General features: G+C 57.8%; 27 protein-coding genes and 1 other annotated feature. Of the genes, 24 read left to right on the top strand and 3 right to left on the bottom strand.

The window, feature by feature from the left end; genetic code table 11:
- Positions 1–104 precede the first annotated feature (104 nt).
- Positions 105–1238, top strand: a complete 1134-nt coding sequence (locus ACJ8KE_RS07475; protein WP_421085665.1) for an ABC transporter substrate-binding protein — start codon at positions 105–107, stop codon at positions 1236–1238.
- 37 nt (positions 1239–1275) lie between these two features.
- Here the strand turns inward: ACJ8KE_RS07475 and ACJ8KE_RS07470 are convergent, their stop codons facing one another.
- Both ACJ8KE_RS07470 and ACJ8KE_RS07465 read right to left on the bottom strand, forming a co-directional pair.
- The gene (locus ACJ8KE_RS07470) at positions 1276–1962 is read right to left on the bottom strand and encodes a MarC family NAAT transporter (protein ID WP_016927970.1); all 687 of its coding nucleotides are present in this window, start codon (positions 1960–1962) and stop codon (positions 1276–1278) included.
- A 107-nt stretch (positions 1963–2069) separates the two neighbouring features.
- Entirely contained in the window at positions 2070–2267 is a 198-nt protein-coding gene (locus ACJ8KE_RS07465; protein WP_050072186.1) for a hypothetical protein, read from the bottom strand.
- A 246-nt stretch (positions 2268–2513) separates the two neighbouring features.
- On the opposite strand from ACJ8KE_RS07465, the gene ACJ8KE_RS07460 reads away from it, so the two are divergent.
- From ACJ8KE_RS07460 to ihfA, 9 genes are all read left to right on the top strand, one after another.
- Positions 2514–3137, top strand: a complete 624-nt coding sequence (locus ACJ8KE_RS07460; RefSeq protein WP_239441796.1) for a hypothetical protein — start codon at positions 2514–2516, stop codon at positions 3135–3137.
- Positions 3138–3355: 218 nt separating this feature from the next.
- Positions 3356–5284 (top strand): threonine--tRNA ligase, encoded by a 1929-nt coding sequence (gene thrS / locus ACJ8KE_RS07455; protein ID WP_025159696.1) that lies wholly within the window; start codon positions 3356–3358, stop codon positions 5282–5284.
- A 3-nt stretch (positions 5285–5287) separates the two neighbouring features.
- Positions 5288–5839, top strand: a complete 552-nt coding sequence (infC, locus tag ACJ8KE_RS07450) for a translation initiation factor IF-3 (RefSeq protein ID WP_048233542.1) — start codon at positions 5288–5290, stop codon at positions 5837–5839.
- A gap of 98 nt (positions 5840–5937) precedes the next feature.
- Positions 5938–6135, top strand: a complete 198-nt coding sequence (gene rpmI / locus ACJ8KE_RS07445) for a 50S ribosomal protein L35 (RefSeq protein WP_004931418.1) — start codon at positions 5938–5940, stop codon at positions 6133–6135.
- A 43-nt stretch (positions 6136–6178) separates the two neighbouring features.
- A complete protein-coding gene (gene rplT / locus ACJ8KE_RS07440) occupies positions 6179–6535 on the top strand; it encodes a 50S ribosomal protein L20 (protein WP_004931417.1) in 357 nt (118 codons plus the stop codon).
- Between the two features lie 113 nt (positions 6536–6648).
- Positions 6649–6771 (top strand) — a sequence feature (Phe leader region).
- Positions 6653–6697 carry a pheST operon leader peptide PheM gene (gene pheM / locus ACJ8KE_RS07435; protein WP_121626058.1) on the top strand — a complete coding sequence of 15 codons (45 nt, stop codon included), beginning with the start codon at positions 6653–6655 and terminating at the stop codon, positions 6695–6697. It overlaps the preceding feature by 45 nt.
- A gap of 186 nt (positions 6772–6957) precedes the next feature.
- Positions 6958–7941, top strand: a complete 984-nt coding sequence (pheS, locus tag ACJ8KE_RS07430; RefSeq protein ID WP_004931416.1) for a phenylalanine--tRNA ligase subunit alpha — start codon at positions 6958–6960, stop codon at positions 7939–7941.
- A gap of 14 nt (positions 7942–7955) precedes the next feature.
- The gene (gene pheT / locus ACJ8KE_RS07425) at positions 7956–10343 is read left to right on the top strand and encodes a phenylalanine--tRNA ligase subunit beta (protein WP_442517189.1); all 2388 of its coding nucleotides are present in this window, start codon (positions 7956–7958) and stop codon (positions 10341–10343) included.
- A 4-nt stretch (positions 10344–10347) separates the two neighbouring features.
- Positions 10348–10644, top strand: coding sequence for an integration host factor subunit alpha (ihfA, locus tag ACJ8KE_RS07420; protein ID WP_004931414.1), 297 nt, complete (start codon positions 10348–10350; stop codon positions 10642–10644).
- Between the two features lie 187 nt (positions 10645–10831).
- Here the strand turns inward: ihfA and ACJ8KE_RS07415 are convergent, their stop codons facing one another.
- The gene (locus ACJ8KE_RS07415) at positions 10832–10963 is read right to left on the bottom strand and encodes a hypothetical protein (RefSeq protein WP_016927963.1); all 132 of its coding nucleotides are present in this window, start codon (positions 10961–10963) and stop codon (positions 10832–10834) included.
- A gap of 232 nt (positions 10964–11195) precedes the next feature.
- Here ACJ8KE_RS07415 and ACJ8KE_RS07410 point away from each other — a divergent pair, with 232 nt between their 5' ends.
- The 14 genes from ACJ8KE_RS07410 (at position 11196) to ACJ8KE_RS07345 (ending at position 24905) form a co-directional block, all read left to right on the top strand.
- Positions 11196–11612 carry a DUF2502 domain-containing protein gene (locus ACJ8KE_RS07410; RefSeq protein ID WP_016927962.1) on the top strand — a complete coding sequence of 139 codons (417 nt, stop codon included), beginning with the start codon at positions 11196–11198 and terminating at the stop codon, positions 11610–11612.
- A gap of 179 nt (positions 11613–11791) precedes the next feature.
- Positions 11792–12799 (top strand): vitamin B12 ABC transporter permease BtuC, encoded by a 1008-nt coding sequence (gene btuC / locus ACJ8KE_RS07405; RefSeq protein WP_442517188.1) that lies wholly within the window; start codon positions 11792–11794, stop codon positions 12797–12799.
- Between the two features lie 45 nt (positions 12800–12844).
- Positions 12845–13396 (top strand): glutathione peroxidase, encoded by a 552-nt coding sequence (locus ACJ8KE_RS07400; protein ID WP_004931411.1) that lies wholly within the window; start codon positions 12845–12847, stop codon positions 13394–13396.
- A 5-nt stretch (positions 13397–13401) separates the two neighbouring features.
- The gene (gene btuD / locus ACJ8KE_RS07395) at positions 13402–14157 is read left to right on the top strand and encodes a vitamin B12 ABC transporter ATP-binding protein BtuD (RefSeq protein ID WP_016927960.1); all 756 of its coding nucleotides are present in this window, start codon (positions 13402–13404) and stop codon (positions 14155–14157) included.
- A gap of 396 nt (positions 14158–14553) precedes the next feature.
- The gene (gene arnB / locus ACJ8KE_RS07390) at positions 14554–15708 is read left to right on the top strand and encodes a UDP-4-amino-4-deoxy-L-arabinose aminotransferase (RefSeq protein WP_033640509.1); all 1155 of its coding nucleotides are present in this window, start codon (positions 14554–14556) and stop codon (positions 15706–15708) included.
- Positions 15695–16675, top strand: a complete 981-nt coding sequence (gene arnC, locus ACJ8KE_RS07385) for an undecaprenyl-phosphate 4-deoxy-4-formamido-L-arabinose transferase (protein WP_015377702.1) — start codon at positions 15695–15697, stop codon at positions 16673–16675. Before arnB ends, arnC begins: the two co-directional genes overlap by 14 nt.
- Positions 16675–18657 carry a bifunctional UDP-4-amino-4-deoxy-L-arabinose formyltransferase/UDP-glucuronic acid oxidase ArnA gene (gene arnA, locus ACJ8KE_RS07380; RefSeq protein WP_033641428.1) on the top strand — a complete coding sequence of 661 codons (1983 nt, stop codon included), beginning with the start codon at positions 16675–16677 and terminating at the stop codon, positions 18655–18657. Before arnC ends, arnA begins: the two co-directional genes overlap by 1 nt.
- Positions 18654–19559, top strand: a complete 906-nt coding sequence (arnD, locus tag ACJ8KE_RS07375) for a 4-deoxy-4-formamido-L-arabinose-phosphoundecaprenol deformylase (protein ID WP_016927957.1) — start codon at positions 18654–18656, stop codon at positions 19557–19559. The genes arnA and arnD overlap by 4 nt, the downstream gene beginning before the upstream one ends.
- The gene (arnT, locus tag ACJ8KE_RS07370) at positions 19556–21220 is read left to right on the top strand and encodes a lipid IV(A) 4-amino-4-deoxy-L-arabinosyltransferase (RefSeq protein ID WP_016927956.1); all 1665 of its coding nucleotides are present in this window, start codon (positions 19556–19558) and stop codon (positions 21218–21220) included. Before arnD ends, arnT begins: the two co-directional genes overlap by 4 nt.
- The gene (arnE, locus tag ACJ8KE_RS07365; protein ID WP_004931404.1) at positions 21217–21561 is read left to right on the top strand and encodes a 4-amino-4-deoxy-L-arabinose-phosphoundecaprenol flippase subunit ArnE; all 345 of its coding nucleotides are present in this window, start codon (positions 21217–21219) and stop codon (positions 21559–21561) included. Before arnT ends, arnE begins: the two co-directional genes overlap by 4 nt.
- A complete protein-coding gene (gene arnF, locus ACJ8KE_RS07360; protein WP_016927955.1) occupies positions 21558–21950 on the top strand; it encodes a 4-amino-4-deoxy-L-arabinose-phosphoundecaprenol flippase subunit ArnF in 393 nt (130 codons plus the stop codon). Before arnE ends, arnF begins: the two co-directional genes overlap by 4 nt.
- 171 nt (positions 21951–22121) lie before the next feature.
- Entirely contained in the window at positions 22122–22586 is a 465-nt protein-coding gene (locus tag ACJ8KE_RS07355; protein WP_016927954.1) for an NlpC/P60 family protein, read from the top strand.
- 59 nt (positions 22587–22645) lie between these two features.
- A complete protein-coding gene (locus ACJ8KE_RS07350; RefSeq protein ID WP_289527422.1) occupies positions 22646–23659 on the top strand; it encodes a lipoate--protein ligase A in 1014 nt (337 codons plus the stop codon).
- A gap of 514 nt (positions 23660–24173) precedes the next feature.
- Positions 24174–24905, top strand: coding sequence for an EAL domain-containing protein (locus tag ACJ8KE_RS07345; protein WP_416170349.1), 732 nt, complete (start codon positions 24174–24176; stop codon positions 24903–24905).
- Positions 24906–25115: the final 210 nt, after the last annotated feature.

Here is a 25115-nt window from a genome sequence, read left to right as displayed (position 1 = left end):
ACATCTCTTTGCAATTAATCGCCGACATGCCGGGCGTTACCTTTGATAATGCAAGCCATTCTCATTAGTATTTCCTGAATGTATTCATGACCAAGGAGTTTTTCGTGCACCGTCGAATCACTTTGCCGGCGCTGGTTTGCGCCGCCTTGCTCGCCTCTCCGGCGATGGCCACTACCTATCCGTTGACCCTGACCGACACCTCCGGCCAGACGGTCACCCTCCAGCAGGAGCCGAAACGCATCGTGGTGCAGGACGGGCGCGACATTCTCACGCTGGCGCTGCTCGATCGCGCCAACCCGTTCGGCCGGCTGGTGGCCTGGAATAACCTGCTGAAGAAAAGCGACGCGGCGACCTGGGATATCTTGCAGAGCAAATGGCCGGCGGCGAAAAACATCATCGACATGGGATTCAGCGATAAAGGCGAAGTGAATCTGGAGAGCGTGATCGCCAAGCGGCCCGATCTGATGATCGCCCAGCTGCGCTCCAAGCCTTCGCTGAGCCAAACCGGCGTGCTGGATAAGCTGAAGGCGCTGAACGTGCCGGTGTTGTTTATCGATACCATGCTCAAGCCGGTGGAAAACACGCCGAAAAGCGTGACGCTGTTGGGGGAAACCCTCAACCGCGAAAGCGAAGCCAAGCAATATACCGATTTTTATCAGCAGCATTATCAGGCCATTCTGGCCAAAACGCAGGCGGTGGAGCCCAAACCGTTGGTGTTCTTCGAAGCCAAGGCCGGTCTGAATGGTCTGGAATCCTGCTGCTTCACCCATGCGCACGTCGGCTGGGGCGCGTTGGTCGAGGCGGTCGGCGCGCGCAACATCGGCTCTGCGCTGTTGCCGGGCGCGACCGGCGACGTGGCGCTGGAAAAAGTGATCGCCATGAAACCGGATGCCTACATCGTTTCCGGCTCACAGTGGGCCAGCAAGACCAATGCCGCGGTGCCGTTCGGCTATGGCGTGACGCAGCAACAGGTGGATGAGGCCTTCAACCGCATGAAACAGCGCCCGGGGTTCTCACAGGTGTCGGCGGTGAAGGAAGGGCGGTTCTACGGCATCTACCATAACTTCTACAACCACCCGTACAACATCGTGGGGCTGGAGTATCTGGCGAAGTTTATCTATCCGGCGCAGTTCCCGGATCTGGATCCGGCCAAGACCTACAGCGAGATCCTCAGTCGCTTTACCGAAGTGCCGGAAGGCAAGGGCGTTTTGGGCGCGCAGGCGCCGGCGGGGAAATAACGGCAACGGGCGCGACGATCGCGCCCGTTTTGTATGATCAGGCGGCCGGCGTATAGGTGGAGATGATCTCCAGCACGCCGTTGATAATGAACTGTACGCCCATGCACACCAGCAGGAACCCCATCAGGCGCGAGATCGCCTCGATGCCGCTTTTCCCCACCAACCGCATGATGGCGCCGGAACTGAGCAGGCAGGCCCACAGGATCACCGCGACCGTCAGGAAGATGGCGACCGGCGCCACGGCCAACACCCAGGGTTCAAAACCCAGCGAGTTCGCTTTGACGCTCGACGCCGAGCTGATGATCATCGCGATGGTGCCCGGCCCGGCGGTGCTCGGCATGGCCAACGGCACGAAGGCGATGTTGGCCGATGTCTTGTGGCGCAGCTCGTGCGACTTGCTCTCCACCTCCGGCGCGTCTTCGGGGCTCTGCTGCGGGAACAGCATGCGAAAACCGATGAAGGCGACGATCAGGCCGCCGGCGATGCGCAGGCCGGGGATCGAAATGCCGAAGGTGTTCATCACCACCTGCCCGGCGTAAAACGCCACCGTCATGATGCAGAACACATAAACCGAGGCCATCAGCGACTGCTGATTGCGCTCTTCGCGCGTCATATTGCCGGACAAGCCGAGCAGCAACGCCACCGTGGTCAGCGGGTTGGCCAGCGGCAACAGCAGCACCAAACCCAGTCCGATGGCCTGGAATAACTGCAAAATACCCGTCATAAAGTAGACTCCCTGTGCAACGTTCAGGCCGCCAAGCGGCGGCCCATGAGCTAAACAGCCTAGCCTGCCGCGCGCCTGGCGGCAATGGGGATAGCTCGTAACGTTAATTAACCGTCGGCCGGCGTTTCATCATTGCCGTTGCACTCGCCGGCGAGCTCAGGTTCATCCTCACATCCCAACGGCGCTTCGTTGACCGCAATCGCCCGCGGCGCCGAACGCACGCCAAAATGCATCAGCCCATGCAGCATCGCCAATACCGCGCATGCCACGACGAGGACCGCAAGTAACCGGTTCATGTTCTGCATAAGTCTCGATTGGAACGGACAGCTTTCAGGATAGCGGCTGGCGGCAGAGCGCGCCACGCGAGGCGGCGGCATCACCGACAACGGCGATAAAATGGCCTGCGCTCAGAAAAAATGCGCAGTTTTTGTGTTTTATGGCCTTTTTCGCTGCAGTTGACCGGCAAAGGCCGACGTTGCGCACCAATTGCTACACCCCACAGGCTCAGCTGCCTACCATAGGCGCGCTTTAAAACGATAACGAGATTGATTATGCAAGACGAACTGAAATTTTTACTGGGGAAAATCAGCGCATTCGCGCTTTCCGCCGCCTTCATGGCGGCATTGGTCGGCCTGGTGTTTATCGATGTGCACTGGTTGCATAACTTCGTGCATGAAACCTCGCTGACCGAAGCGGCGCAGGAACTGTTGCTGCTCGCCATCTCCGGCGGTTTTTTCGCCGCGGCCCGGCGGCAGGTGGAACGCCGCTCCGCCTGGATGCTGGTCGGTGGTTTCTTTCTCTGCATGCTGATCCGCGAGATGGACTTCGCTTTCGATGCGTTGTGGCACGGCGCCTGGGTGTGGTTCGCGCTGGCGGTCGCCTTGGCCTGCCTGTGGCATGCGGCACGGCATATTGCGGCTACGGTGCGCGGCCTGACCTATTTCGCGACGCATCCCGGCTACGGCATGATGTGCGCCGGCCTGCTGTGCATTCTGGTGTTTTCACGCCTGTTCGGCATGAGCGCGCTGTGGCAAACGCTGATGCTGGACGGCTACAACCGGGTAGTGAAAAACATGGTGGAAGAGGGCTGCGAACTGCTGGGCTATGGCCTGTGCCTGTTGGCCACTCTCAGCTACATGAGAGGCGTTTTTGCGCCGGATGAAGCGAAAGTGTGAGGGCGGCGGCGCTTTATTTATCCGGAACAATTTTAGTGATACTATTCGCTTAGCCGAATGCGGCTGAGAAGGTATGCGTTCCATTCTGTATACCCAGTGAGGTTTCAATCTGGCAATTGTGGGCGAGATCTGAAACCTGGCTGACCAAACCCAAAACCCAATTTTCGTACTGCATGTGATCTGTCGTGTGGGTCACCACTGTAGATAAGGAATTATTAATGCCTGTTATTACTCTTCCTGACGGTAGTCAGCGTCATTTCGACCACCCCGTTTCCCCGATGGATGTCGCGCGCGATATCGGCCCTGGCCTGGCGAAAGCCTGTATCGCCGGCCGCGTCAACGGCGAACTGGTTGATGCCGGCGATCTGATCGAATCGGATGCGCAGCTGGCCATCATCACCATCAAAGACGAAGACGGTCTGGAAATCATGCGCCACTCCTGCGCGCACCTGCTGGGTCATGCGATCAAGCAGCTGTGGCCGGATACCAAAATGGCGATCGGTCCGGTGATCGACAACGGTTTCTATTATGACGTGGATATCGACCGCACCCTGACGCAGGAAGACCTGGATCTGCTGGAAAAGCGGATGCACGAGTTGGCCGATAAGGATTACGACGTCATCAAGAAGAAGGTCAGCTGGCAAGAAGCCCGCGACACCTTCGCCGAGCGCGGCGAAATCTACAAAGTGGCGATCCTGGATGAGAACATCAGCCATGACGATCGTCCTGGCCTGTATCACCACGAAGAATACGTCGACATGTGCCGCGGTCCGCACGTGCCGAACATGCGTTTCTGCCACCATTTCAAGCTGCAGAAAACCTCCGGCGCTTACTGGCGCGGCGACAGCAAAAACAAAATGCTGCAGCGTATCTACGGTACCGCCTGGGCAGACAAGAAGCAGCTGAACGCCTACCTGCAACGTCTGGAAGAAGCGGCCAAGCGCGATCACCGCAAGATCGGCAAACAGCTCGACCTGTATCACATGCAGGAAGAAGCGCCGGGCATGGTGTTCTGGCACAACGACGGTTGGACTATCTTCCGCGAGCTGGAAGCCTTCGTGCGCATGAAGCTCAAAGAGTACCAGTACCAGGAAGTGAAAGGTCCGTTCATGATGGACCGCGTGCTGTGGGAAAAAACCGGCCACTGGGAAAACTACAAAGACGCCATGTTCACCACCGCGTCGGAAAACCGCGAATACTGCATCAAGCCGATGAACTGCCCGGGCCACGTGCAGATCTTCAACCAGGGCCTGAAGTCGTACCGCGATTTGCCGCTGCGCATGGGCGAATTCGGCAGCTGCCACCGCAACGAGCCGTCGGGTTCCCTGCACGGCCTGATGCGCGTACGCGGCTTCACACAGGATGACGCCCACATCTTCTGTACCGAAGAGCAGGTGCGCGCCGAAGTGAACGAATGCATCCGCATGGTGTATGACGTGTACGGCACTTTCGGTTTCGACAAGATCGCCGTCAAGCTGTCGACTCGCCCGGAAAAACGCATCGGCACCGACGACATGTGGACCCGGGCGGAAGAAGACCTGGCCGCCGCGCTGACCGAGAACGGCATTCCGTTCGAATACCAGCCGGGCGAGGGCGCTTTCTACGGACCGAAAATTGAATTTACCCTGCATGATTGTTTGGATCGCGCATGGCAATGTGGTACCGTGCAGCTCGATTTCTTCTTGCCGGGCCGTTTGGGCGCATCGTACGTTGGCGAAAACAACGATCGCGTCGTGCCGGTAATGATTCACCGCGCCATTTTGGGCTCCATGGAACGCTTCATCGGTATCCTGACCGAAGAATACGCCGGGTTCTACCCGACCTGGATCGCTCCGGTGCAGGTGGTGGTGATGAATATCACCGACAGCCAGTCTGATTATGTCCAGCAATTGACCAAAAAACTGCAGGATGCAGGCATTCGCGTGAAAGCGGACTTGAGAAATGAGAAGATTGGCTTTAAAATTCGCGAACATACTTTACGTCGAGTCCCTTACATGTTGGTGTGCGGCGACAAAGAGGTCGAAGCAGGCAAAGTTGCCGTTCGTACCCGCCGTGGCAAAGACCTGGGAAGCCTGGACGTAAACGAAGTCGTAGACAAGCTGCTGAAAGAGATTCGCAGCCGTAGTCTTCATCAACTGGAGGAATAAAGTATTAAAGGCGGAAAACGAGTTCAACCGGCGCGTCCTAATCGCATTAACAGAGAAATTCGCGCGCAAGAAGTTCGCCTAACCGGCGTCGATGGCGAGCAGATTGGTATTGTCAGTCTGAATGAAGCTCTTGAAAAAGCTGAGGAAGCGGGCGTTGATTTAGTAGAAATCAGCCCAAATGCCGAACCGCCAGTTTGCCGAATCATGGATTACGGCAAATTCCTCTACGAGAAGAGCAAGTCGACGAAAGAACAGAAGAAGAAGCAAAAAGTTATTCAGGTCAAGGAAATCAAATTCCGTCCTGGCACCGATGATGGCGACTATCAGGTCAAACTACGCAACCTGATTCGCTTTCTGGAAGATGGCGATAAAGCCAAAATCACCCTGCGTTTCCGCGGGCGTGAGATGGCGCACCAGCAGATCGGTATGGAAGTGCTTAACCGCGTCCGTAAAGACCTGTGTGAAGATATGGATCTGGCAGTGGTCGAATCCTTCCCTACGAAGATCGAAGGCCGCCAGATGATTATGGTGCTCGCTCCTAAGAAGAAACAGTAAGGCTTACAAGTAATGGAACCCGCGCGGCGCTTGCGCTGTGTGGGTTTTATTCGCCCAACTGATTCGTTGTTTAACAATGCGAAGTGGATTTAATTAAAATGCCAAAGATTAAAACTGTACGTGGTGCAGCCAAGCGCTTCAAAAAAACCGGCAGCGGTGGTTTTAAGCGTAAACATGCCAACCTGCGTCATATTCTGACCAAAAAAGCAACCAAGCGTAAACGTCACCTGCGTCCGAAAGGCATGGTGTCTAAAAACGATCTGGTCCTGGTTACCGCGTGCCTGCCGTACGCATAAGCCATTTTTTTTGAATTTAGAATAAGACTTTAGGAGAGAGCATATGGCTCGCGTAAAACGTGGTGTAATTGCACGCGCACGTCACAAGAAAATCATGAAGCAGGCGAAAGGTTACTACGGTGCCCGTTCGCGCGTATATCGTGTTGCCTTCCAGGCAGTAATCAAAGCAGGTCAGTACGCTTACCGTGACCGTCGTCAACGTAAGCGTCAGTTCCGTCAGCTGTGGATTGCACGTATCAACGCAGCTGCTCGTCAGAACGGTCTGTCTTACAGCAAGTTCATCAACGGCTTGAAAAAAGCGTCGATCGAAATTGACCGTAAGATCCTGGCTGACATCGCAGTCTTCGACAAAGTGGCCTTCGGCGCACTGGTTGAGAAAGCGAAAGCAGCTCTGGCGTAAGTCAGTTGAAGAGGGAGCTTGCTCCCTCTTTTAATCTTTGTTTTCAGCGACAAATATTGACTTTTATTGCCCGCCGCTATATCACTGGTGGACAATCATCGACAAGGTACCGCAATCATGCACGCAGCTATTTTTCGTTTCTTTTTTTACTTTAGCGCCTGATTTCAGGAGGCTTCGCGCGTAAGAAAAGAAACGAAAAGTAGCGCCTAAGCCTCCCTCGTGGAGGCTTTTTTGTTTTTGGCCATCGCCTCGCCTTGCACACTGCTGCGGCGAGGGGGCAGACACTTAGCCGGCCCTGTGCCGCGCAGGTGAGTCGCCTGGTCGACAACGCATTGAAAAGTCTTTGAAGATTGCTCAAAGGCGTGTTCGAATAATAGATAACAATTACTTAGGGCCATCCCGGCCAGAGGAAGAGGAAAGCAATGCCACATCTCGCAGAGCTGGTTGCCAATGCCAAGGCAGCCGTAGAAGATGCCCAGGATGTTGCCGCGTTAGATTTGGTGCGCGTCGAATATTTTGGCAAGAAAGGTCATTTCACCTTGCAGATGCAGTCTCTGCGTGACGTACCGGCGGAAGACCGTCCGGCGGCCGGCGCGGTGATCAACCAGGCCAAGCAAGAAGTGCAGGACGCCCTGAACGCGCGTAAGAACGCGCTGGAAAGCGCCGCGCTGAACGCGCGCCTGGCGGCTGAAACCATCGACGTCTCCCTGCCAGGCCGTCGCATGGAGAACGGCGGTTTGCATCCGGTGACCCGCACCATCGACCGTATCGAAACCTTCTTCGGCGAGTTGGGCTTTTCCGTTGCCACCGGCCCGGAGATTGAAGACGATTACCATAACTTCGACGCGCTGAACATTCCAGGGCATCACCCGGCGCGCGCCGACCACGATACCTTCTGGTTTGACGCCACGCGCCTGCTGCGCACCCAGACTTCCGGCGTGCAGATCCGCACCATGAAGAACCAACAGCCGCCGATCCGCATCATTGCGCCGGGCCGCGTTTACCGTAACGACTACGATCAGACTCACACCCCGATGTTCCACCAGATGGAAGGGCTGATCGTCGATAAAGACATCAGTTTCACCAACCTGAAGGGCACGCTGCACGATTTCCTGAATAACTTCTTTGAAGAAGACCTGCAGGTTCGTTTCCGTCCGTCCTACTTCCCGTTCACCGAGCCGTCCGCTGAAGTGGACGTGATGGGCAAGAACGGCAAGTGGCTGGAAGTACTGGGCTGCGGCATGGTGCATCCAAACGTGCTGCGCAACGTGGGCATCGATCCGGAAGTCTACTCCGGCTTCGCCTTCGGCATGGGCATGGAGCGCCTGACGATGCTGCGTTACGGCGTCACCGATCTGCGCGCATTCTTCGAAAACGATCTGCGTTTCCTCAAACAGTTTAAGTAAGGCGGGAATATCACATGAAATTCAGTGAACTCTGGTTGCGCGAGTGGGTAAACCCGGCCATCAGCAGCGAAGCATTATCCGATCAAATCACCATGGCCGGCCTGGAAGTGGACGGCGTGGATCCTGTCGCCGGCGCGTTTAACGGCGTTGTGGTGGGTGAAGTGGTCGAGTGCGGTCAGCACCCGAACGCCGACAAACTGCGCGTCACCAAGGTCAACGTCGGCGGCGATCGCTTGCTCGACATCGTCTGCGGCGCGCCGAACTGCCGTACCGGCCTGAAAGTGGCGGTCGCCACCGTGGGCGCGGTGCTGCCGGGCGATTTCAAAATCAAGGCCGCCAAGCTGCGCGGCGAGCCTTCGGAAGGCATGCTGTGCTCATTCTCCGAGCTGGGCATTTCCGACGATCATGACGGCATCATCGAGCTGCCGCTGGATGCGCCGATCGGTACCGACATCCGTGACTACCTGAAACTGAACGACAACACCATCGAGATCAGCGTTACCCCGAACCGCGCCGACTGCCTGGGCATCATCGGCGTTGCGCGCGACGTGGGCGTACTGAACCAGGTGGCGCTGACCGAGCCGGATATGAGCCCGGTGGCTGCCACTATCGACGCCACGCTGCCGATCCGCGTTGACGCGCCGCAGGCGTGTCCGCGTTATCTGGGCCGCGTGGTGAAAGGCATCGACGTCAAGGCGCCAAGCCCGCTGTGGATGCGTGAAAAACTGCGTCGTTGCGGTATCCGTTCTATCGATGCCGTCGTCGACGTCACCAACTATGTGCTGTTGGAACTTGGCCAGCCGATGCACGCCTTCGATCTGAGCCGCATCGACGGCGGCATCGTGGTGCGCATGGCGGAAGAAGGGGAAACCTTGACGCTGCTGGACGGTAACGAAGCCAAACTGAACGCCGACACCTTAGTGATCGCCGATCATCAAAAAGCGTTGGCGATGGGCGGCATCTTCGGCGGCGAGCATTCCGGCGTCAACGGGGAAACTCAGGACGTGCTGCTTGAGTGCGCTTTCTTCAGCCCGCTGTCGATCACCGGCCGCGCGCGCCGTCACGGCCTGCACACCGACGCTTCTCACCGCTATGAGCGCGGCGTCGATCCGGCGCTGCAGTACAAAGCGATGGAGCGCGCCACGCGCCTGCTGCTCGACATCTGCGGCGGCCAGGCCGGCCCGATTATCGACGTGACCCACGAGAACGAACTGCCGAAGCGCGCCACCATCACGCTGCGCCGCGAGAAACTGGATCGCCTGATCGGCCACGTGGTGCCGAGCGAGCAGGTCAGCGACATTCTGCGCCGCCAGGGTTGCCAGGTGACCGAGCAGGGCGACAGCTGGCAAGCGGTCGCGCCGAGCTGGCGTTTCGATATGGAGATCGAAGAGGATCTGGTGGAAGAAGTGGCGCGCGTTTACGGCTACGACAACATCCCGGATGTGCCGGTCCGCGCCGATCTGGTGATGACCCAGCATCGCGAAGCCGATCTGACGCTGAAGCGCGTGAAGACCATGCTGGTCGATCACGGTTATCAGGAAGCGATCACCTACAGCTTCGTCGATCCGAAGGTGCAGGCGTTGTTGCACCCGAATGAAGAAGCGCTGATCCTGCCGAGCCCGATTTCGGTAGAAATGTCGGCGATGCGTCTGTCGCTGTGGACCGGCCTGCTGTCTGCGGTGGTGTATAACCAGAACCGCCAGCAGACGCGTCTGCGTCTGTTCGAAAGCGGTCTGCGCTTTGTGCCTGATAGTGCGGCAGATCTGGGTATCCGTCAGGATGTCATGCTGGCGGGCGTGATCGCCGGCCATACGCACGATGAACATTGGGATCTGGCGCGCAAGCCCGTCGACTTCTATGATTTAAAAGGGGATCTGGAGTCTGTCCTCGAGCTGACCGGTAAATTATCCGAAATTCAGTTCCGGGCGGAAGCCAATCCGGCTCTGCATCCAGGGCAAAGTGCGGCGATTTATTTGCATGGCGAACGCGTTGGTTTCATCGGTGTGGTTCACCCGGAACTTGAACGTAAACTGGATCTTAACGGCCGCACCGTGGTGTTTGAACTGGAGTGGAACAAGCTTGCGAGCCGCGCCGTGCCTCAGGCGCGGGAGATTTCGCGCTTCCCGGCAAACCGCCGTGATATCGCCATTGTGGTGGCTGAAAACGTCCCCGCAGAAGATATTTTGGCCGAGTGTAAGAAAGTTGGCGCAAATCAGGTAGTTGGCGTAAACTTGTTTGACGTGTACCGTGGCAAGGGCGTGGCAGAAGGTGACAAGAGCCTGGCTATCAGTCTGGTATTGCAGGATACCGCTCGTACACTGGAAGAAGAGGAGATAGCCGCTACCGTTGCAAAATGCGTAGAGGCTCTAAAACAGCGATTCCAAGCATCCTTGAGGGATTGAACCTATGGCGCTTACTAAAGCTGAAATGTCAGAACACCTGTTTGAGAAGCTTGGGCTTAGCAAACGGGACGCCAAAGACCTGGTGGAACTGTTCTTTGAAGAGGTCCGTCGGGCCCTTGAGAATGGCGAACAGGTAAAACTGTCGGGTTTTGGCAACTTTGATCTGCGTGACAAGAACCAACGTCCGGGGCGTAACCCGAAGACCGGCGAAGACATTCCGATTACGGCGCGCCGCGTGGTGACCTTCCGTCCGGGGCAGAAGCTGAAAAGCCGGGTAGAAAACGCCAGCCCGAAAGGGTGAGTGACGTGACATCAAAAAAGGCCGCTTGCGCGGCCTTTTTCTTTTCTGAGACAAAATTCAGTTTATTCCTAATCGATAAGACAAGACTTCATTGAGCCGTTAAGTTGGCACGGCGAAAATCATCTCCCTTAATTGCAGAATATTCTCATATCTTATTTCGTATAATGCGTGGCTTTTATTTCCCGCTTCAATAACGGCCGTAATAATGGCCAGGGCCGTCGCCGCGATGGCCGCCGCCGCCGTGCGGGCCCCAGCAGCAGGCGCTAAGGGTTGAGGCGAGGGCGACCACGGCCAGCAGCATACCGATACGTTTAATCATCTTATTATCCTCCGGTGGGGAACCGTTTAATTATCATTGTCGTGCCGCTTAAGCGATGTCAGTTATTCGTTAAGCCTTGGCAGAGGCAATAATAATTAAAGGCGGCGGCAAACAGTGTCGGGATTGTGTAAGGCCGTCGAAAACGATCTGAAAATAGGCGCCGGTGAGATAGTCGCTAAATAAGCGCACTGATATAACCACTGCAGCAAGAAAAATAGAGTGAGAAGGCAAAATGAAAAAGATCCTGTTGCTGGTGTGTTTCCCGCTGTTGCTGCCGCTGGCGGCACAGGCCGATGTCTCCGTCGATATCAACGTGCCGGGCGTTTCCCTGCATTTGGGGGATCAGGACCGCCGTGGCTATTACTGGGATGGCTACGACTGGCGTCCCCCGCAGTGGTGGCATGCGCACCAGGGCCGCGGCCTGGGTGAGCGCAATGCGCGCGGTATGTACTGGGACGGCGGACGCTGGCAACCTTCGCCGCCGCGTGGCTATGCGCATCGTGAACCGGAACGCAGCGGCAATCCATTCCACGGCGATCGCGATAGTCGCGACCACGACCGCCGGCATGACGATCGCGGTGACCATGACCGCCGCGATGACGGCCGCGGCCAACCTTATCCGCCGGGCAACGCCGGTCCGCATCGTTAATCCCTGAGTTTATCGGCGGCTGGTTTTGCCATCATTGCTGCGATGACGGGCAAGGCCAGCCGCTGCTTTCCTGAGCCACGATCCACGCAAGACTTCCCCTTGCGGCGTTAACCCCCTAATATTCGACTCAAACGTCAATTATCCGGCCACGACAGCGGCCGGCAGGGAACCGCCGCGCCATGCCAACCAGCCGTACCTTCACCTTACTGTTGCAACATCAACGCTACCGCGATAAACGCCAGCTCGGTCTGTTGGCGCTGGGCGTGGTGGTGGCGTTGCTGGTCAGCCTTTGCGCCGGCGACCAATGGATATGGCCGTCAGCGTGGTTCAGCGATCGAGCGCAACTGTTCGTTTGGCAACTGCGTTTGCCGCGCGCGCTGGCGGTGATGCTGGTCGGCGCAGCCCTGGCGGTGACGGGCGCGGTGATGCAGGCGCTGTTTGAAAATCCTCTGGCGGAGCCCGGTCTGCTGGGCGTCGCTAACGGCGCCGGCGTAGCGTTGGTGCTGACGGTGTTGTTGGGGCACGGTTTGTTGCCGGTGGCGCTGATGAGCGCCGCCGCGATAGCCGGTGCGCTGGCGATGACCTTCTTGCTGCTGGGTTTCGCTCGCCGGCGACGTCTGACCAATGCAAGGCTGTTGCTGGTCGGCGTGGCGCTGGGCATCGTGTGCAGCGCGCTGATGACCTGGGCGGTCTATTTCAGCACCAGCCTCGATCTGCGGCAGCTGATGTACTGGATGATGGGCGGTTTCGGCGGCGTCGACTGGCGCCAAAAGTGGCTGGTGCTGGCGCTGCTGCCGGTGTTGCTGTGGCTGTGTGGCCAGGGCCGAGCGCTCAATCTGATGGCGCTCGGCGAGGTGCAGGCGCGCCAGCTCGGGCTGTCGCTGCATTTGTGGCGTAACCTGCTGGTACTGGCGATCGGCTGGCTGGTAGGCGTCAGCGTGGCGCTCGCCGGGGTGATCGGCTTCGTTGGGCTGGTGATCCCGCATATTTTGCGGCTCACTGGCCTGACAGACCAGCGCTATCTGCTGCCGGCCTGCGCGCTGGCGGGGGCCGGGGTGTTGCTGGTGGCCGATGTGATCGCTCGCGTTGCGCTGCTGGCGGCCGAGCTGCCGATCGGCGTGGTGACCGCCACGCTGGGGGCGCCGCTATTTATCTGGTTACTGACCCGGACAAAAGGCGTAAGGTAGTTTTCTTCATTCACCTGCCATTAAAAAACCAAAGGATGACAACCGATGAGCAAGCCAATCGACAACCTGCCGTTACAAACCATCGAAAATCAGACGACCACGCTGGGTGCCTATCAGGGCAAGGTGCTGCTGGTGGTCAACGTGGCCTCGGAGTGCGGCCTGACCAAGCAGTACGAAGGGCTGGAAGCGCTGTACGAAACCTATCGCGAACGAGGGCTGGAAGTCCTGGGGTTCCCGTCCAATGAATTCCTGGGCCAGGAGCCGGGCAGCAACGAAGAGATCCTGGCGTTTTGTCGCGGAACCTTCGGCGTGCAATTCCCCATGTTTGCCAAGATTGAGGTGAACGGCGAACACCGTCATCCGCTGTATCAAGCGTTGATTGCCGCACAGCCGGAGGCTGTCGCGCCGGAAGGCAGCGAGTTCCTGGCGCGGATGACCAGCAAGGGGCGTGCGCCGAAGCACCCCGGCGACATTCTGTGGAACTTCGAGAAATTCCTTATCGCGCGCGACGGCACGGTGATCCAGCGCTTCTCGCCTGACACCACACCTGAGGATCCGGCGCTGGTGGCGGCGGTGAAACAAGCGCTGGCAGGATAATACGGATGCTGCAACTCGTTGAGGTTGGGGTGGCGGGGCGCCTGGCGCCTTTTTCGGCACAGATTGACGGCGGGTTGCAGGTTCACCTGATCGGCCCAAATGGCGCAGGGAAGAGTACCCTGCTGGCGCGGGTGGCGGGCATGCTGCCGGGGCTGGGCGAAGTCTGCCTGGACGGACGCGCGTTAGCCGATTATCCGGGGAGCGAGCTGGCGCGCCGACGCGGTTATCTCAGCCAGCAACAGCCGCCGGTGTCGCTGATGCCGGTGTTTCAGTATTTGGCGTTGCACCGGCCTGCCGGCGCGGCGCAAACCGAAGTGGAGCACACCATCCTCTATCTGTGCCAGCGGTTGAAGCTGGTGGATAAACTGTCACGCATGCTGACACAGCTTTCCGGTGGCGAATGGCAACGGGTGCGGCTGGCGGCGGTATTGCTGCAGGTATGGCCCAGCGTCAACCCGCACAGCCGATTGTTGCTGCTGGATGAACCGACCAATAGCCTGGATGTGGCGCAAAAGGTCGCTCTGGATCGCCTGCTGCGCGAATTCTGCCAAAGTGGGCGAAGCGCGCTGGTGTGCGCGCACGATCTGAATCATACCCTGCAGCAGGCCGATCGGGTTTGGTTGTTGCACGCTGGGCAGTTGGTCGCGCAGGGCATCACCCGTGAGGTGATGGCACCCGCACTGTTGTCGCAGATCTATGAAGTGGATTTCCACCTGCAATGGGTGGGGAACCAGCGTTGGATCATGACCCGCACGGCTTAATTCGTCCCGCGGCATAAATGTAAACGAAAACTAAACATAGTGAATATAAATAGCCGGGTAATCATCGGCTATTATTGTGCTGCCTCTCATTTTCTCGTGAGTTTTCTTGAAAAACGCCAATGACGTGCTACGCTTGATTCGGCAAAAATAAAATAAGTAAATAATTATTAATAAATATAATTACTTGATTTTCATAATAAAATTAAATTAATGATGACGGCGCCTATCCATCAGTTCTCCTACTGATGACAATCCTCGTCTTAAGGTTTAGTTAAGCTTGCGGCCTTACATTGGCAGTTAATCCACGGAAACGATTCTTCTCTGGCGTTTAATATTCGTTAAACGAAAGGGATTTACAGTGTCATCAAAAGCAGTTCGATACGTTTGGGGTTAACTATGGATCAATTTTTGCCTTTCTCTCGTCCGGCCATCGGCGACGAAGAAATTGCCGCGGTAGAGAAAGTGCTGCGTTCCGGCTGGATCACCACCGGGCCGCAAAACCAGCAACTGGAAAATGACTTCTGTTCCACTTTCGGCTGTAAGCACGCCATCGCCGTCAGTTCCGCCACGGCGGGCATGCACATCACGCTGATGGCGCTGGGCATCGGCCCCGGCGACGAAGTCATCACCCCTTCGCAAACCTGGGTTTCCACCCTCAACATGATTGAGCTGCTGGGCGCCACGCCGGTGATGATCGACGTTGACCGTGATACGCTAATGGTCAGCGCCGCCGATGTCGAAGCTGCCATCACCCCCAATACCAAAGCGATTGTTCCGGTGCATTATGCCGGTGCTCCCCTGCAGATGGATGCGCTGCGCGCCGTGGCCGAACGCCACCGCTTACCGCTGATCGAAGACGCCGCCCATGCGGTCGGCACGCGCTACAACGGCGAATGGGTCGGCGCACGCGGCACGGCGATTTTCTCTTTCCATGCGATTAAAAACGTGACCTGCGCCGAAGGCGGCCTGATAGCCACCGATGACGATGCGCTGGCGGATCGCCTGCGTTGTCTGAAGTTCCATGGTCTGGCCGTCGATGCCTTCGATCGCCAGCAGCTAGGCCGCAAACCGCAGGCCGAAGTGGTGGAGCCGGGTTACAAGTACAACCTGTCCGACATTCACGCGGCGATCGCCGTGGTGCAGCTGTCACGCTTCGCTGAGCTGAACGCACGGCGTAAGGCGCTGGCACAGCGCTACCTGAGCGCGTTGGAAGGCTCGCCGTTCCAACCGTTGGGCGTGCCGGATTATCCGCATGACCACGCCTGGCACCTGTTCATGGTCCGCGTCGATCCGGCGCGTTGCGGCATCGATCGCGACCAGCTGATGGAGCGCCTGAAAGAGGTTGGCGTCGGCACCGGGCTGCATTTCCGCGCCGCGCACACCCAGAAATTCTACCGTGAGCGTTATCCACAGCTTTCTTTGCCGAATACCGAATGGAACTCGGCGCGGCTGTGCACCTTACCGCTATTCCCTGACATGACCGACGCCGACGTGGATCGCGTGGTCAATGCCTTGTCTTCTGTTGTGGAGTCTTTACGTGTCTCGCGTTGAACCGATTAAAAAAGTGTCGGTAGTCATCCCGGTATACAACGAGCAGGAAAGCCTGCCGGCGTTGCTGGAGCGTACTACTGCCGCCTGTAAGCAGTTATCTCAACCTTATGAAATCATCCTCGTCGACGATGGCAGCAGCGACAACTCCGCTGACATGCTGACCGCGGCGGCGGAAAAGCCGGACAGCCACGTGATCGCCGTTTTGCTGAACCGCAACTACGGCCAGCACTCGGCGATCATGGCCGGTTTCAACCAGGTGACCGGCGATCTGGTGATTACGCTGGACGCCGATCTGCAGAACCCGCCGGAGGAGATCCCTCGTTTGGTCAGCGTGGCGGAAGAGGGCTATGACGTGGTGGGCACCGTGCGCGCCAACCGTCAGGACTCCTGGTTCCGCAAAAGCGCCTCGCGCGTGATCAACATGATGATTCAACGCGCCACCGGCAAGTCGATGGGGGACTACGGCTGCATGCTGCGCGCCTACCGCCGTCATATCGTTGAGGCGATGCTGCACTGCCATGAGCGCAGCACCTTTATCCCGATTCTGGCGAACACCTTCGCCCGCCGCACGACCGAGATCGACGTGCGTCACGCCGAACGCGAGTTTGGCGACTCCAAGTACAGCCTGATGAAGCTGATCAACCTGATGTATGACCTGATCACCTGCCTGACCACCACACCGCTGCGTTTGCTCAGCGTGGTCGGCAGCATCGTGGCGCTGTCCGGATTTGTGCTGGCGCTGGTGCTGATTGCACTGCGTCTGCTGCTCGGCCCTGAATGGGCCGCCGGCGGCGTGTTCACCCTTTTCGCCGTCCTGTTCACCTTTATCGGCGCCCAGTTTGTCGGCATGGGACTGTTGGGTGAATACATCGGCCGCATCTATACCGACGTGCGTGCGCGTCCTCGCTATTTTGTTCAGAAAGTGGTCGGTGCACAGCATGACCACAATACTCAGGAAGAAGAATGATGAAAGCTATTGTATTTGCTTACCATGATATTGGCTGCGCAGGTCTGAAAGCGCTGACTGAGGCGGGTTATGACGTGCAGGCCGTGTTCACGCACACCGACGACCCTGGTGAGAACAACTTCTTCTCCTCTGTGGCCCGTTTGGGCGCCGAATTGGATCTGCCGGTCTATGCGCCGGAAGACGTAAATCACCCGCTGTGGGTTGACCGCATTCGCGCACTGCAGCCGGACGTGATCTTCTCGTTCTATTACCGTCACATGCTGAGCGACGAGATCTTGTCGCTGGCGCCGCAGGGCGGTTTCAACCTGCACGGCTCGCTGCTGCCGCGTTACCGCGGCCGCGCGCCGGTGAACTGGGCGCTGGTGAATGGCGAAACCGAAACCGGCGCCACGCTGCATAAAATGGTGAAACGCCCGGACGCCGGTGACATCGTCGGTCAGCAGAAAGTGACCATCGCAGACAACGACACCGCGCTGACGCTGCACAAAAAAGTGCTGGAAGCCGCGCAGGTCGTGTTGAAAGAGCAACTGCCGAAACTGAAGAACGGCACCGCCACCTTCACCCGGCAGGATGAGTCTCAGGCCAGCTACTTCGGCCGTCGCACCGCGGCGGACGGCGAGATCCTGTGGCACAAATCCGCTAAAGAGATCAATAACCTGGTGCGCGCCGTCACGGAGCCGTACCCGGGCGCGTTCAGCTACCTCGGCCAGCGCAAACTGATTGTCTGGCGCTCTCGCGTGCTGGACACCCAACACGATAAACAGCCGGGCACCGTGCTGAGCACCTCGCCGCTGGTCATCGCCTGTGGCGAAGGCGCGCTGGAGATCGTCGCCGGTCAGAACGACAGCGGTCTGTACGTGCAGGGCAGCCGCCTGGCGCAGGAAATGGGCATCGTCACCGATGTGCGTTTGGCCGCCAAGCCGAACGCCGTAATGAAACGCCGCACCCGCGTGCTGATCCTCGGGGTTAACGGCTTCATCGGCAACCACCTGACCGAGCGCCTGCTGCGCGACGACCGCTACGACATCTACGGTCTGGATATCGGTTCTGACGCCATCAGCCGCTTCCTCGACAACCCGCGTTTCCACTTTGTGGAAGGCGACATCAGCATCCACTCCGAGTGGATCGAGTATCACATCAAGAAATGCGACGTGGTGCTGCCGCTGGTGGCGATCGCGACGCCGATCGAATACACCCGTAACCCGCTGCGCGTGTTCGAGCTGGACTTCGAAGAGAACCTGAAGATCGTTCGCGACTGCGTGAAATACAACAAGCGCATCATCTTCCCGTCCACCTCAGAAGTGTATGGCATGTGCGACGACAAAGAGTTCGACGAAGACCATTCGCGTCTGATCGTCGGGCCAATCAACAAGCAGCGCTGGATCTATTCGGTCTCCAAACAGCTGCTGGATCGGGTGATCTGGGCTTACGGCGCCAAAGAAGGCCTGAAGTTCACGCTGTTCCGTCCGTTCAACTGGATGGGGCCGCGTCTGGATAACCTGGACGCTGCGCGCATCGGTTCTTCCCGCGCCATCACTCAGCTGATCCTCAACCTGGTGGAAGGTTCGCCGATCAAACTGATGGACGGCGGCGCGCAGAAACGTTGCTTCACTGACATCAACGACGGCATCGAAGCGCTGTTCCGCATCATCGAGAACCGCGACGGCCTGTGCGACGGCCAGATCGTCAACATCGGCAACCCGACCAACGAAGCGAGCATTCGCGAGCTGGCGGAAATGCTGCTGGAAAGCTTCAACAACCACCCGTTGCGCGACCGCTTCCCGCCGTTTGCCGGCTTCAAGGACGTAGAGAGCAGCAGCTACTACGGCAAAGGTTACCAGGACGTCGAGCACCGCACGCCGAGCATCAAAAACGCTCACCGTCTGCTGGGCTGGCAGCCGACCATCGAGATGAAGCAAACCGTCGCCGATACGCTGGACTACTTCCTGCGCACTACCGTTCAGGAAGGGAACGGTGCATGAAGAAAGTCGGTCTGCGGGTTGATGTAGATACCTTCAGCGGCACCCGTGAAGGGGTGCCGCAGTTGCTGGACCTGTTCGAAAAGTACGACATTCAGGCCAGCTTCTTCTTCAGCGTGGGACCGGACAACATGGGGCGCCATCTTTGGCGCCTTTTGCGTCCGAAATTTCTGTGGAAAATGCTGCGTTCGAACGCCGCCTCGCTGTACGGCCTGGATATTCTGCTGGCCGGCACCGCCTGGCCGGGGCGCAATATTTCGCGCGCGTTGGGGCCGCTGATGAAGCGCACCGCCGAAGCCGGCCATGAAGTCGGGCTGCACGCCTGGGATCACCAGGGCTGGCAGGCCAAGGTCGGCAAGTGGAGCGAGGCGCAGCTGACCGAGCAGGTGCAGCGGGGCGTCGACGCCCTGAGCGCCTGCACCGGCCAGCCGGTGAAATGCTCCGCCGTGGCGGGCTGGCGCGCCGATACGCGCGTGCTGGAGGTCAAGCAGCGCTTCGGCTTCCATTACAACAGCGATTGCCGCGGCACCCATCCGTTTCGTCCGGTGCTGAGCGATGGGCGTCACGGTACGGTGCAGATCCCGGTCACGTTGCCGACCTTTGACGAAGTGATCGGCAGCGAAGTCAGCATGGCCGACTTCAACGACTACATTCTGCGCGCCATCGAGAACGATCGCGGCGTGCCGGTGTACACCATTCACACCGAAGTGGAAGGCATGTCGCAAGCGGCGATGTTCGAACAGTTATTGCAACGCGCACAGCGGCAGGGCATCGAATTCTGTCCGCTGAGCGCGCTGTTACCGCAAGATTTGGCGTCACTGCCGTTGGGCCGCATCAAGCGCGCTCCTTTCCCCGGCCGCGAAGGTTGGCTGGGCTGTCAAACCGATGTGAAGGACGTTACATGAAGGCGCTAAAAGGATCCTGGGCCATTCTGCTGGCCGTTTTTTTTGCTCTGGTTTACCTGATCCCGCTTAACGGCCGCCTGCTGTGGCAGCCGGATGAAACGCGTTATGCCGAGATCAGTCGTGAAATGCTGCAACGCGGCGATTGGGTGGTGCCGCATCTGCTGGGGCTGCGTTATTTCGAGAAGCCGGTAGCGGGTTACTGGTTCAATAACATCAGCCAGTGGCTGTTTGGCGAAAATAACTTTGCGGTGCGCTTCGGCTCGGTGTTCAGCACCGGCATGACCGCATTGCTGGTGTTCGCGCTGGCGATGCTGATGTGGCGCAATGCGCGCCGCGCCAGCCTGGCGATGTTGATGTTCCTGTCGATGGTGCTGGTGTTCAGCATCGGCACTTACAGCGTGTTGGATCCGATGATTTCGCTGTGGCTGGCGGCGGCGATGGTCAGCTATTACCTGACGCTGCAGGCCTCCTCGGTCAAGGGCAAGCTGGGCGCTTACGCATTGCTGGGCCTGGCCTGTGGCATGGGCTTTATGACCAAGGGCTTCCTGGCGCTGGCGGTGCCGGTGATCGCGGTGATCCCGATCGTCATTCAGCAACGCCGCATCAAGGATCTGCTGTGCTATGGCCCGGTGGCGATCGTGACCGCTACGCTGCTCAGCCTGCCGTGGGCGCTGGCTATCGCGCAACGCGAACCCGATTTCTGGAATTATTTCTTCTGGGTCGAGCATATTCAGCGTTTCGCCGAAGATAATGCTCAACACAAGGCGCCGTTCTGGTATTACCTGCCGGTTCTGCTGGCGGCGGTGCTGCCTTGGCTGGCGCTGCTGCCCGGCGCGCTGCTCAAAGGTTGGCGCGAGCGCGTACAGCGTCCGGAGCTGTTCTTCCTGCTGAGCTGGGCGCTGATGCCGCTGATCTTCTTCAGCATCGCCAAAGGCAAGCTGCCGACCTACATTCTGCCGTGCATGGCGCCGCTGGCGCTGCTGATGACCGCCTATGCGGAAGACTATGCCGCCACGCTGCGCGCCAAGCTGTTCAAGGCCAATGCCTGGTTGAACGGCCTGTTCGGGCTGATTGGCATCGTGGCGCTGGTGGTGTTGAGCTCCGGTCTGCTGCCGAAAGCGCATCTGTTTACTCCCCAGGAGTGGCCGAAAGTGGTGCTCGGCCTGATCGCCTTCGGCGGCTGGCTGCTGTTCGCATTGGTTTCTGCGCGCGATAACGGCCGCCAATGGCGCTGGGCGGCGGCTTGCCCGGTGCTGCTGTGCCTGGTGATCGGTTACGCCATTCCGCAACAGGTGACCGATTCCAAACTGCCGCAAAACTTCGCCCGCGCCACGATGGCCGAACTGAGCGACAGCCGCTATGTGTTGAGCGACAGCGTCGGATTGGCGGCCGGCCTGGCTTGGGAACTGAAGCGCAGCGACGTGCTGATGTACAGCCAGAAAGGCGAGGTGGCCTATGGTCTTGAGTACCCGGACGCCAAGGGGCACCTGATCAGCGATGCCGACTTCCCGCAGTGGCTGGCGCAGGCGCGCAAGCAGGGCAATGTGTCGCTGGTGTTGCAGCTATCCCGTGATGAAGCGCTGCCGCAGGAGCTGCCGGTCGCAGACAAGGTGGATCGTATGAACCGCCTGGTGCTGATGTGGTATAAACAGCAACCATGATCGGTTTTTTGTTGGTGATAGTGGTCAGCCTGCTCACCTGTGGTGGGCAGCTGTGCCAGAAACAGGCGGCGCACTGCTGGGAACGGGCAGACGAGGCGCGGCTGAAACAGACGCTACGCTGGTTGGCGCTGGCGGTGTTGCTGTTGGGGCTGGGCATGGCGGTGTGGCTCAATGTGTTGCAACGCCTGCCGCTCAGCCTGGCTTACCCGATGCTCAGTCTGAACTTCGTGATGGTGACGCTGGCGGCGCGCTGGCTGTTTCATGAGCCGACGACCGTTCGCCACTGGTGCGGCGTGGCGTCGATTATGCTGGGGATCCTGCTGATGAGCGTGCATTCATGAAGGGCTATGCCTGGGGCGCCGCCAGCGTACTGCTGGTGACGCTGGCGCAGTTGCTGATGAAGTGGGGCATGGTGCAGATCCCGCTGATGTCGTTCGCCGACGTCTCGTTGGCGCTGATCGGCGACAACGGGTTGCCGCTGCTGGCGGTGGGCGGCGGCATCTTCGGTTATGCGCTGTCGATGCTGTGTTGGTTCTTTGCGCTGCGCCATCTGCCGTTAAACCGCGCTTATCCTCTGCTGAGCGTCAGCTATGCGCTGGTTTACCTGGCGGCGGTGATCCTGCCGTGGTTTAACGAGTCCGCTACGCTGCTGAAAACGTTGGGCACGCTGTTTATTCTGTTCGGCGTCTGGCTGATTAACAGCAAACCCGAGACAAAATCGCCGGAATAGCGCCAAAACCGGCGATCCCGCCATTATCTCCCTTATGGCGCTTGCCTTTTTCATCGTGCGGGAGATAAATTAACGCCAAATGGCGCTCTCCTTACGTGATGCCGGCTTTGCCTCGCAGGCGGTGGTGTACCGGATGGCATAATGCGGCGACGTGTTCAATGAAGGGATATTATGCGGATGCGTGTGTGGTTTTTATTAGCCAGTTTGATCCTCGCCGGGTGTAGCAGCCATGCGCCGCCGCCCAGCGGCCGCCTGGCGGACTCTATCGTGGTGGTGGCCCAGCTCAACGAACAGTTGCGCCAGTGGTACGGCACGCCATACCGTTACGGTGGTCTGGATCGCGGCGGCGTAGATTGTTCCGGCTTTGTTTACCGCACGTTCCGCGATCGTTTCGATATGCAACTGCCGCGTTCGACCGAAGAACAGACCTCCCTGGGCACCAAGGTTTCACGCGATGAGCTGATGCCGGGCGATCTGGTATTTTTCAAAACCGGCGGCGGTGAGAACGGCCTGCACGTCGGCATTTACGATACCAACGACCAATTTATCCACGCGTCGACCAGCCGCGGGGTGATCCGCTCCTCGCTCGATAACGTCTACTGGAAGCGGGTGTACTGGCAGGCGCGACGCATTTAGCCTTAACCCGTTGATTTGGTGTATCATGGCGGCATCTCGTGTTTTGAACGGTGCCTGCCATGAACAGCCTGCGTTTACTGATCTCCGACTCCTACGATCCCTGGTTCAACCTGGCGGTGGAAGAGTGCATCTTCCGCGAAATGACCACGCAAAAGATTCTCTTCCTGTGGCGCAATGCCGAAACGGTGGTGATTGGCCAGTCGCAAAACCCCTGGAAAGAGTGCAATACCCGGCGTATGGAGCAGGACGGCATTCGGTTGGCGCGGCGCAGCAGCGGCGGCGGGGCGGTATTTCACGATCTGGGCAATACCTGCTTCACCTTTATGGCCGGCAAACCGGGCTACGACAAGAGTGTCTCGACCGACATCATTCTGCAAGCGCTGCGGCAGTTGGGCGTCACAGCCGGCGCGTCGGGGCGCAACGATCTGGTGATGGAAACCGCCGACGGGCCGCGAAAAATATCCGGATCGGCCTATCGAGAAACGCAGGATCGCGGTTTCCACCATGGCACGCTGCTGCTGAATGCCGATCTGGAACGGCTGGCGGACTACCTCAATCCGGATCCCAAAAAACTGCAGGCCAAGGGCATCACCTCGGTGCGTTCGCGCGTCGCCAATCTGGCGGAGTTTTTGCCGGGCATCAGCCATGAGCTGGTGTGTGAGGCGATCGTTCAGGCCTTCTTCGCCCACTATGGCGAGACGGCCGAGCCGGAGATCATTTCGCCGGATGTATTCCCCGAACTGCCCGATTTTGCCGCGCAGTTCGCCAAACAGAGCAGCTGGGAATGGAATTTTGGCAAGGCGCCGGCGTTCAGCCACTTGCTCAACGAGCGCTTTGTCTGGGGCGGTGTAGACCTGTTCTTCGATGTGGAGAAGGGGACGATCGTTCGCGCGCAGGTATTCACCGACAGCCTGAATCCCGCCCCGCTGCAGCGGTTGGCGGAAATGCTGGTGGGCTGCGCGTATCGAAGCGAGCCCGTTGCCGCTTGCTGTGACCGACTGATGGCGGACTATCCTCAGCAGGCGGCCGAATTAGCCGAGCTGCGGCAATGGCTGAGCGAAACGATCCGCTAGCGCGCGCAGGCCAGGTGATGAAGGGATGAGCGTGCTCATCCCTTTTTTTATTGCTGAAATCGACGTTTTGCATGGCGGTAGCGCAGATTTTCTGAAAATCAAGGTGGGCATTTTTTTACGTTTTCAATGCCGCGAATAACGGGCGGAATTGATGCGTTATTAAATTTAATCAGTCGTCGTTAACGGCAGGAAAAATTGGCGTTAAGGAGGAAAGATTATTTTACTTTATTTAGGATTTTTCTTAAATAAAACAAAGGAGATAAGTCAAATTTAGCCATAAATCCATTCAACTTAAGTCAAATACCATTTTGCATAACGCGTTTGGCGCCCGCCATGGCATAAGTCCGGCTGCTTTTCTTTGCGCCTTTCACGATTGTCGTATAGCTTTAATCTATCAATTAAATGATATTTCATGGGTATTTACATTGATATTTCCGATTAATCCCAGAGGGATTGATCGATAAAATATATTGATATACGATGATACGCTAGCCATTCATCCTGTGGCATTAAAATGAACATCCAACTCGAAGCTGACTTTATTAGTAGCTATGTTTTTCAACCTGTTTACTCAATGGAGGGCGGGCTGTTGGCGGTGGAAATGTTGAGCCGTTTCAACAGTCTAGATGGTGATTTAGCCATGCCGGCCGAAATTGGGATTAATTTATTGGCGCCTGAACAAAGGATTGAGTTATTTAATGAGCAACTGAAACTTGCGGAGCAGCATGCGGCTTGGTTTACCGGTAACAACGTGCAGTTGACCATCAATATCGAAGAAACCATCGTTGAGCTTATTCTTTCCGATTCGGCGTTGTGCCAAAGGATCGGGCAATATCCTTTTATTGCATTTGAAATCAGTGAGAGTTTTCCGAATCTTTCGGCCGGCAAGAACAACCCGAGCGTGCAGCGATTAAGCGAAATGTTTACGCTGTGGCTCGATGATTTCGGTTCCGGTAAGGCCACGTTGACTGCGTTGTACGATGGTTTGTTTGACTACGTAAAGATAGACAAACGTTTTTACTGGCAGCTGTTTACCCATCAGGGGTATGACGTGGTCATTGACTCGTTGTTAAAGAATATCAACCTGTTATGTAAAGGCGTGATCGTCGGAGGAATAGAGAAAAAAGAGTATTTTAATAAACTCAGATACGCCGGTGTTTTAGGCCTGCAAGGTTTTTTATGGCCCAGCGTTGGTGTGGATAATCTGCAGGCTTTGCTGACGATGCCCAGCGAGTTCAATAATTAAGAAGTGATATAAAAAACTACACCCTATGAGGTCAATAATGCGCGGAGTGAGGCTACCGTGATCCCGCCGTCGTTATTCACCTCGTTTTGGGCTGATAACCGCGTTTATCCGCCAGCGTTAAACCGCGTTCCCCCCGCCAGGCGGAAGCGCCAAACTCCCTGCATCCGTCCTGACGGCAGGCGGATGCGTTCTCCCTGCATTCCTTCGGTG

Source organism: Serratia sp. CY56464 (assembly GCF_052168435.1).
Classification (GTDB): Bacteria; Pseudomonadota; Gammaproteobacteria; order Enterobacterales; family Enterobacteriaceae; genus Serratia; species Serratia marcescens.
This window is presented reverse-complemented; position numbering and strand designations above follow the sequence as displayed.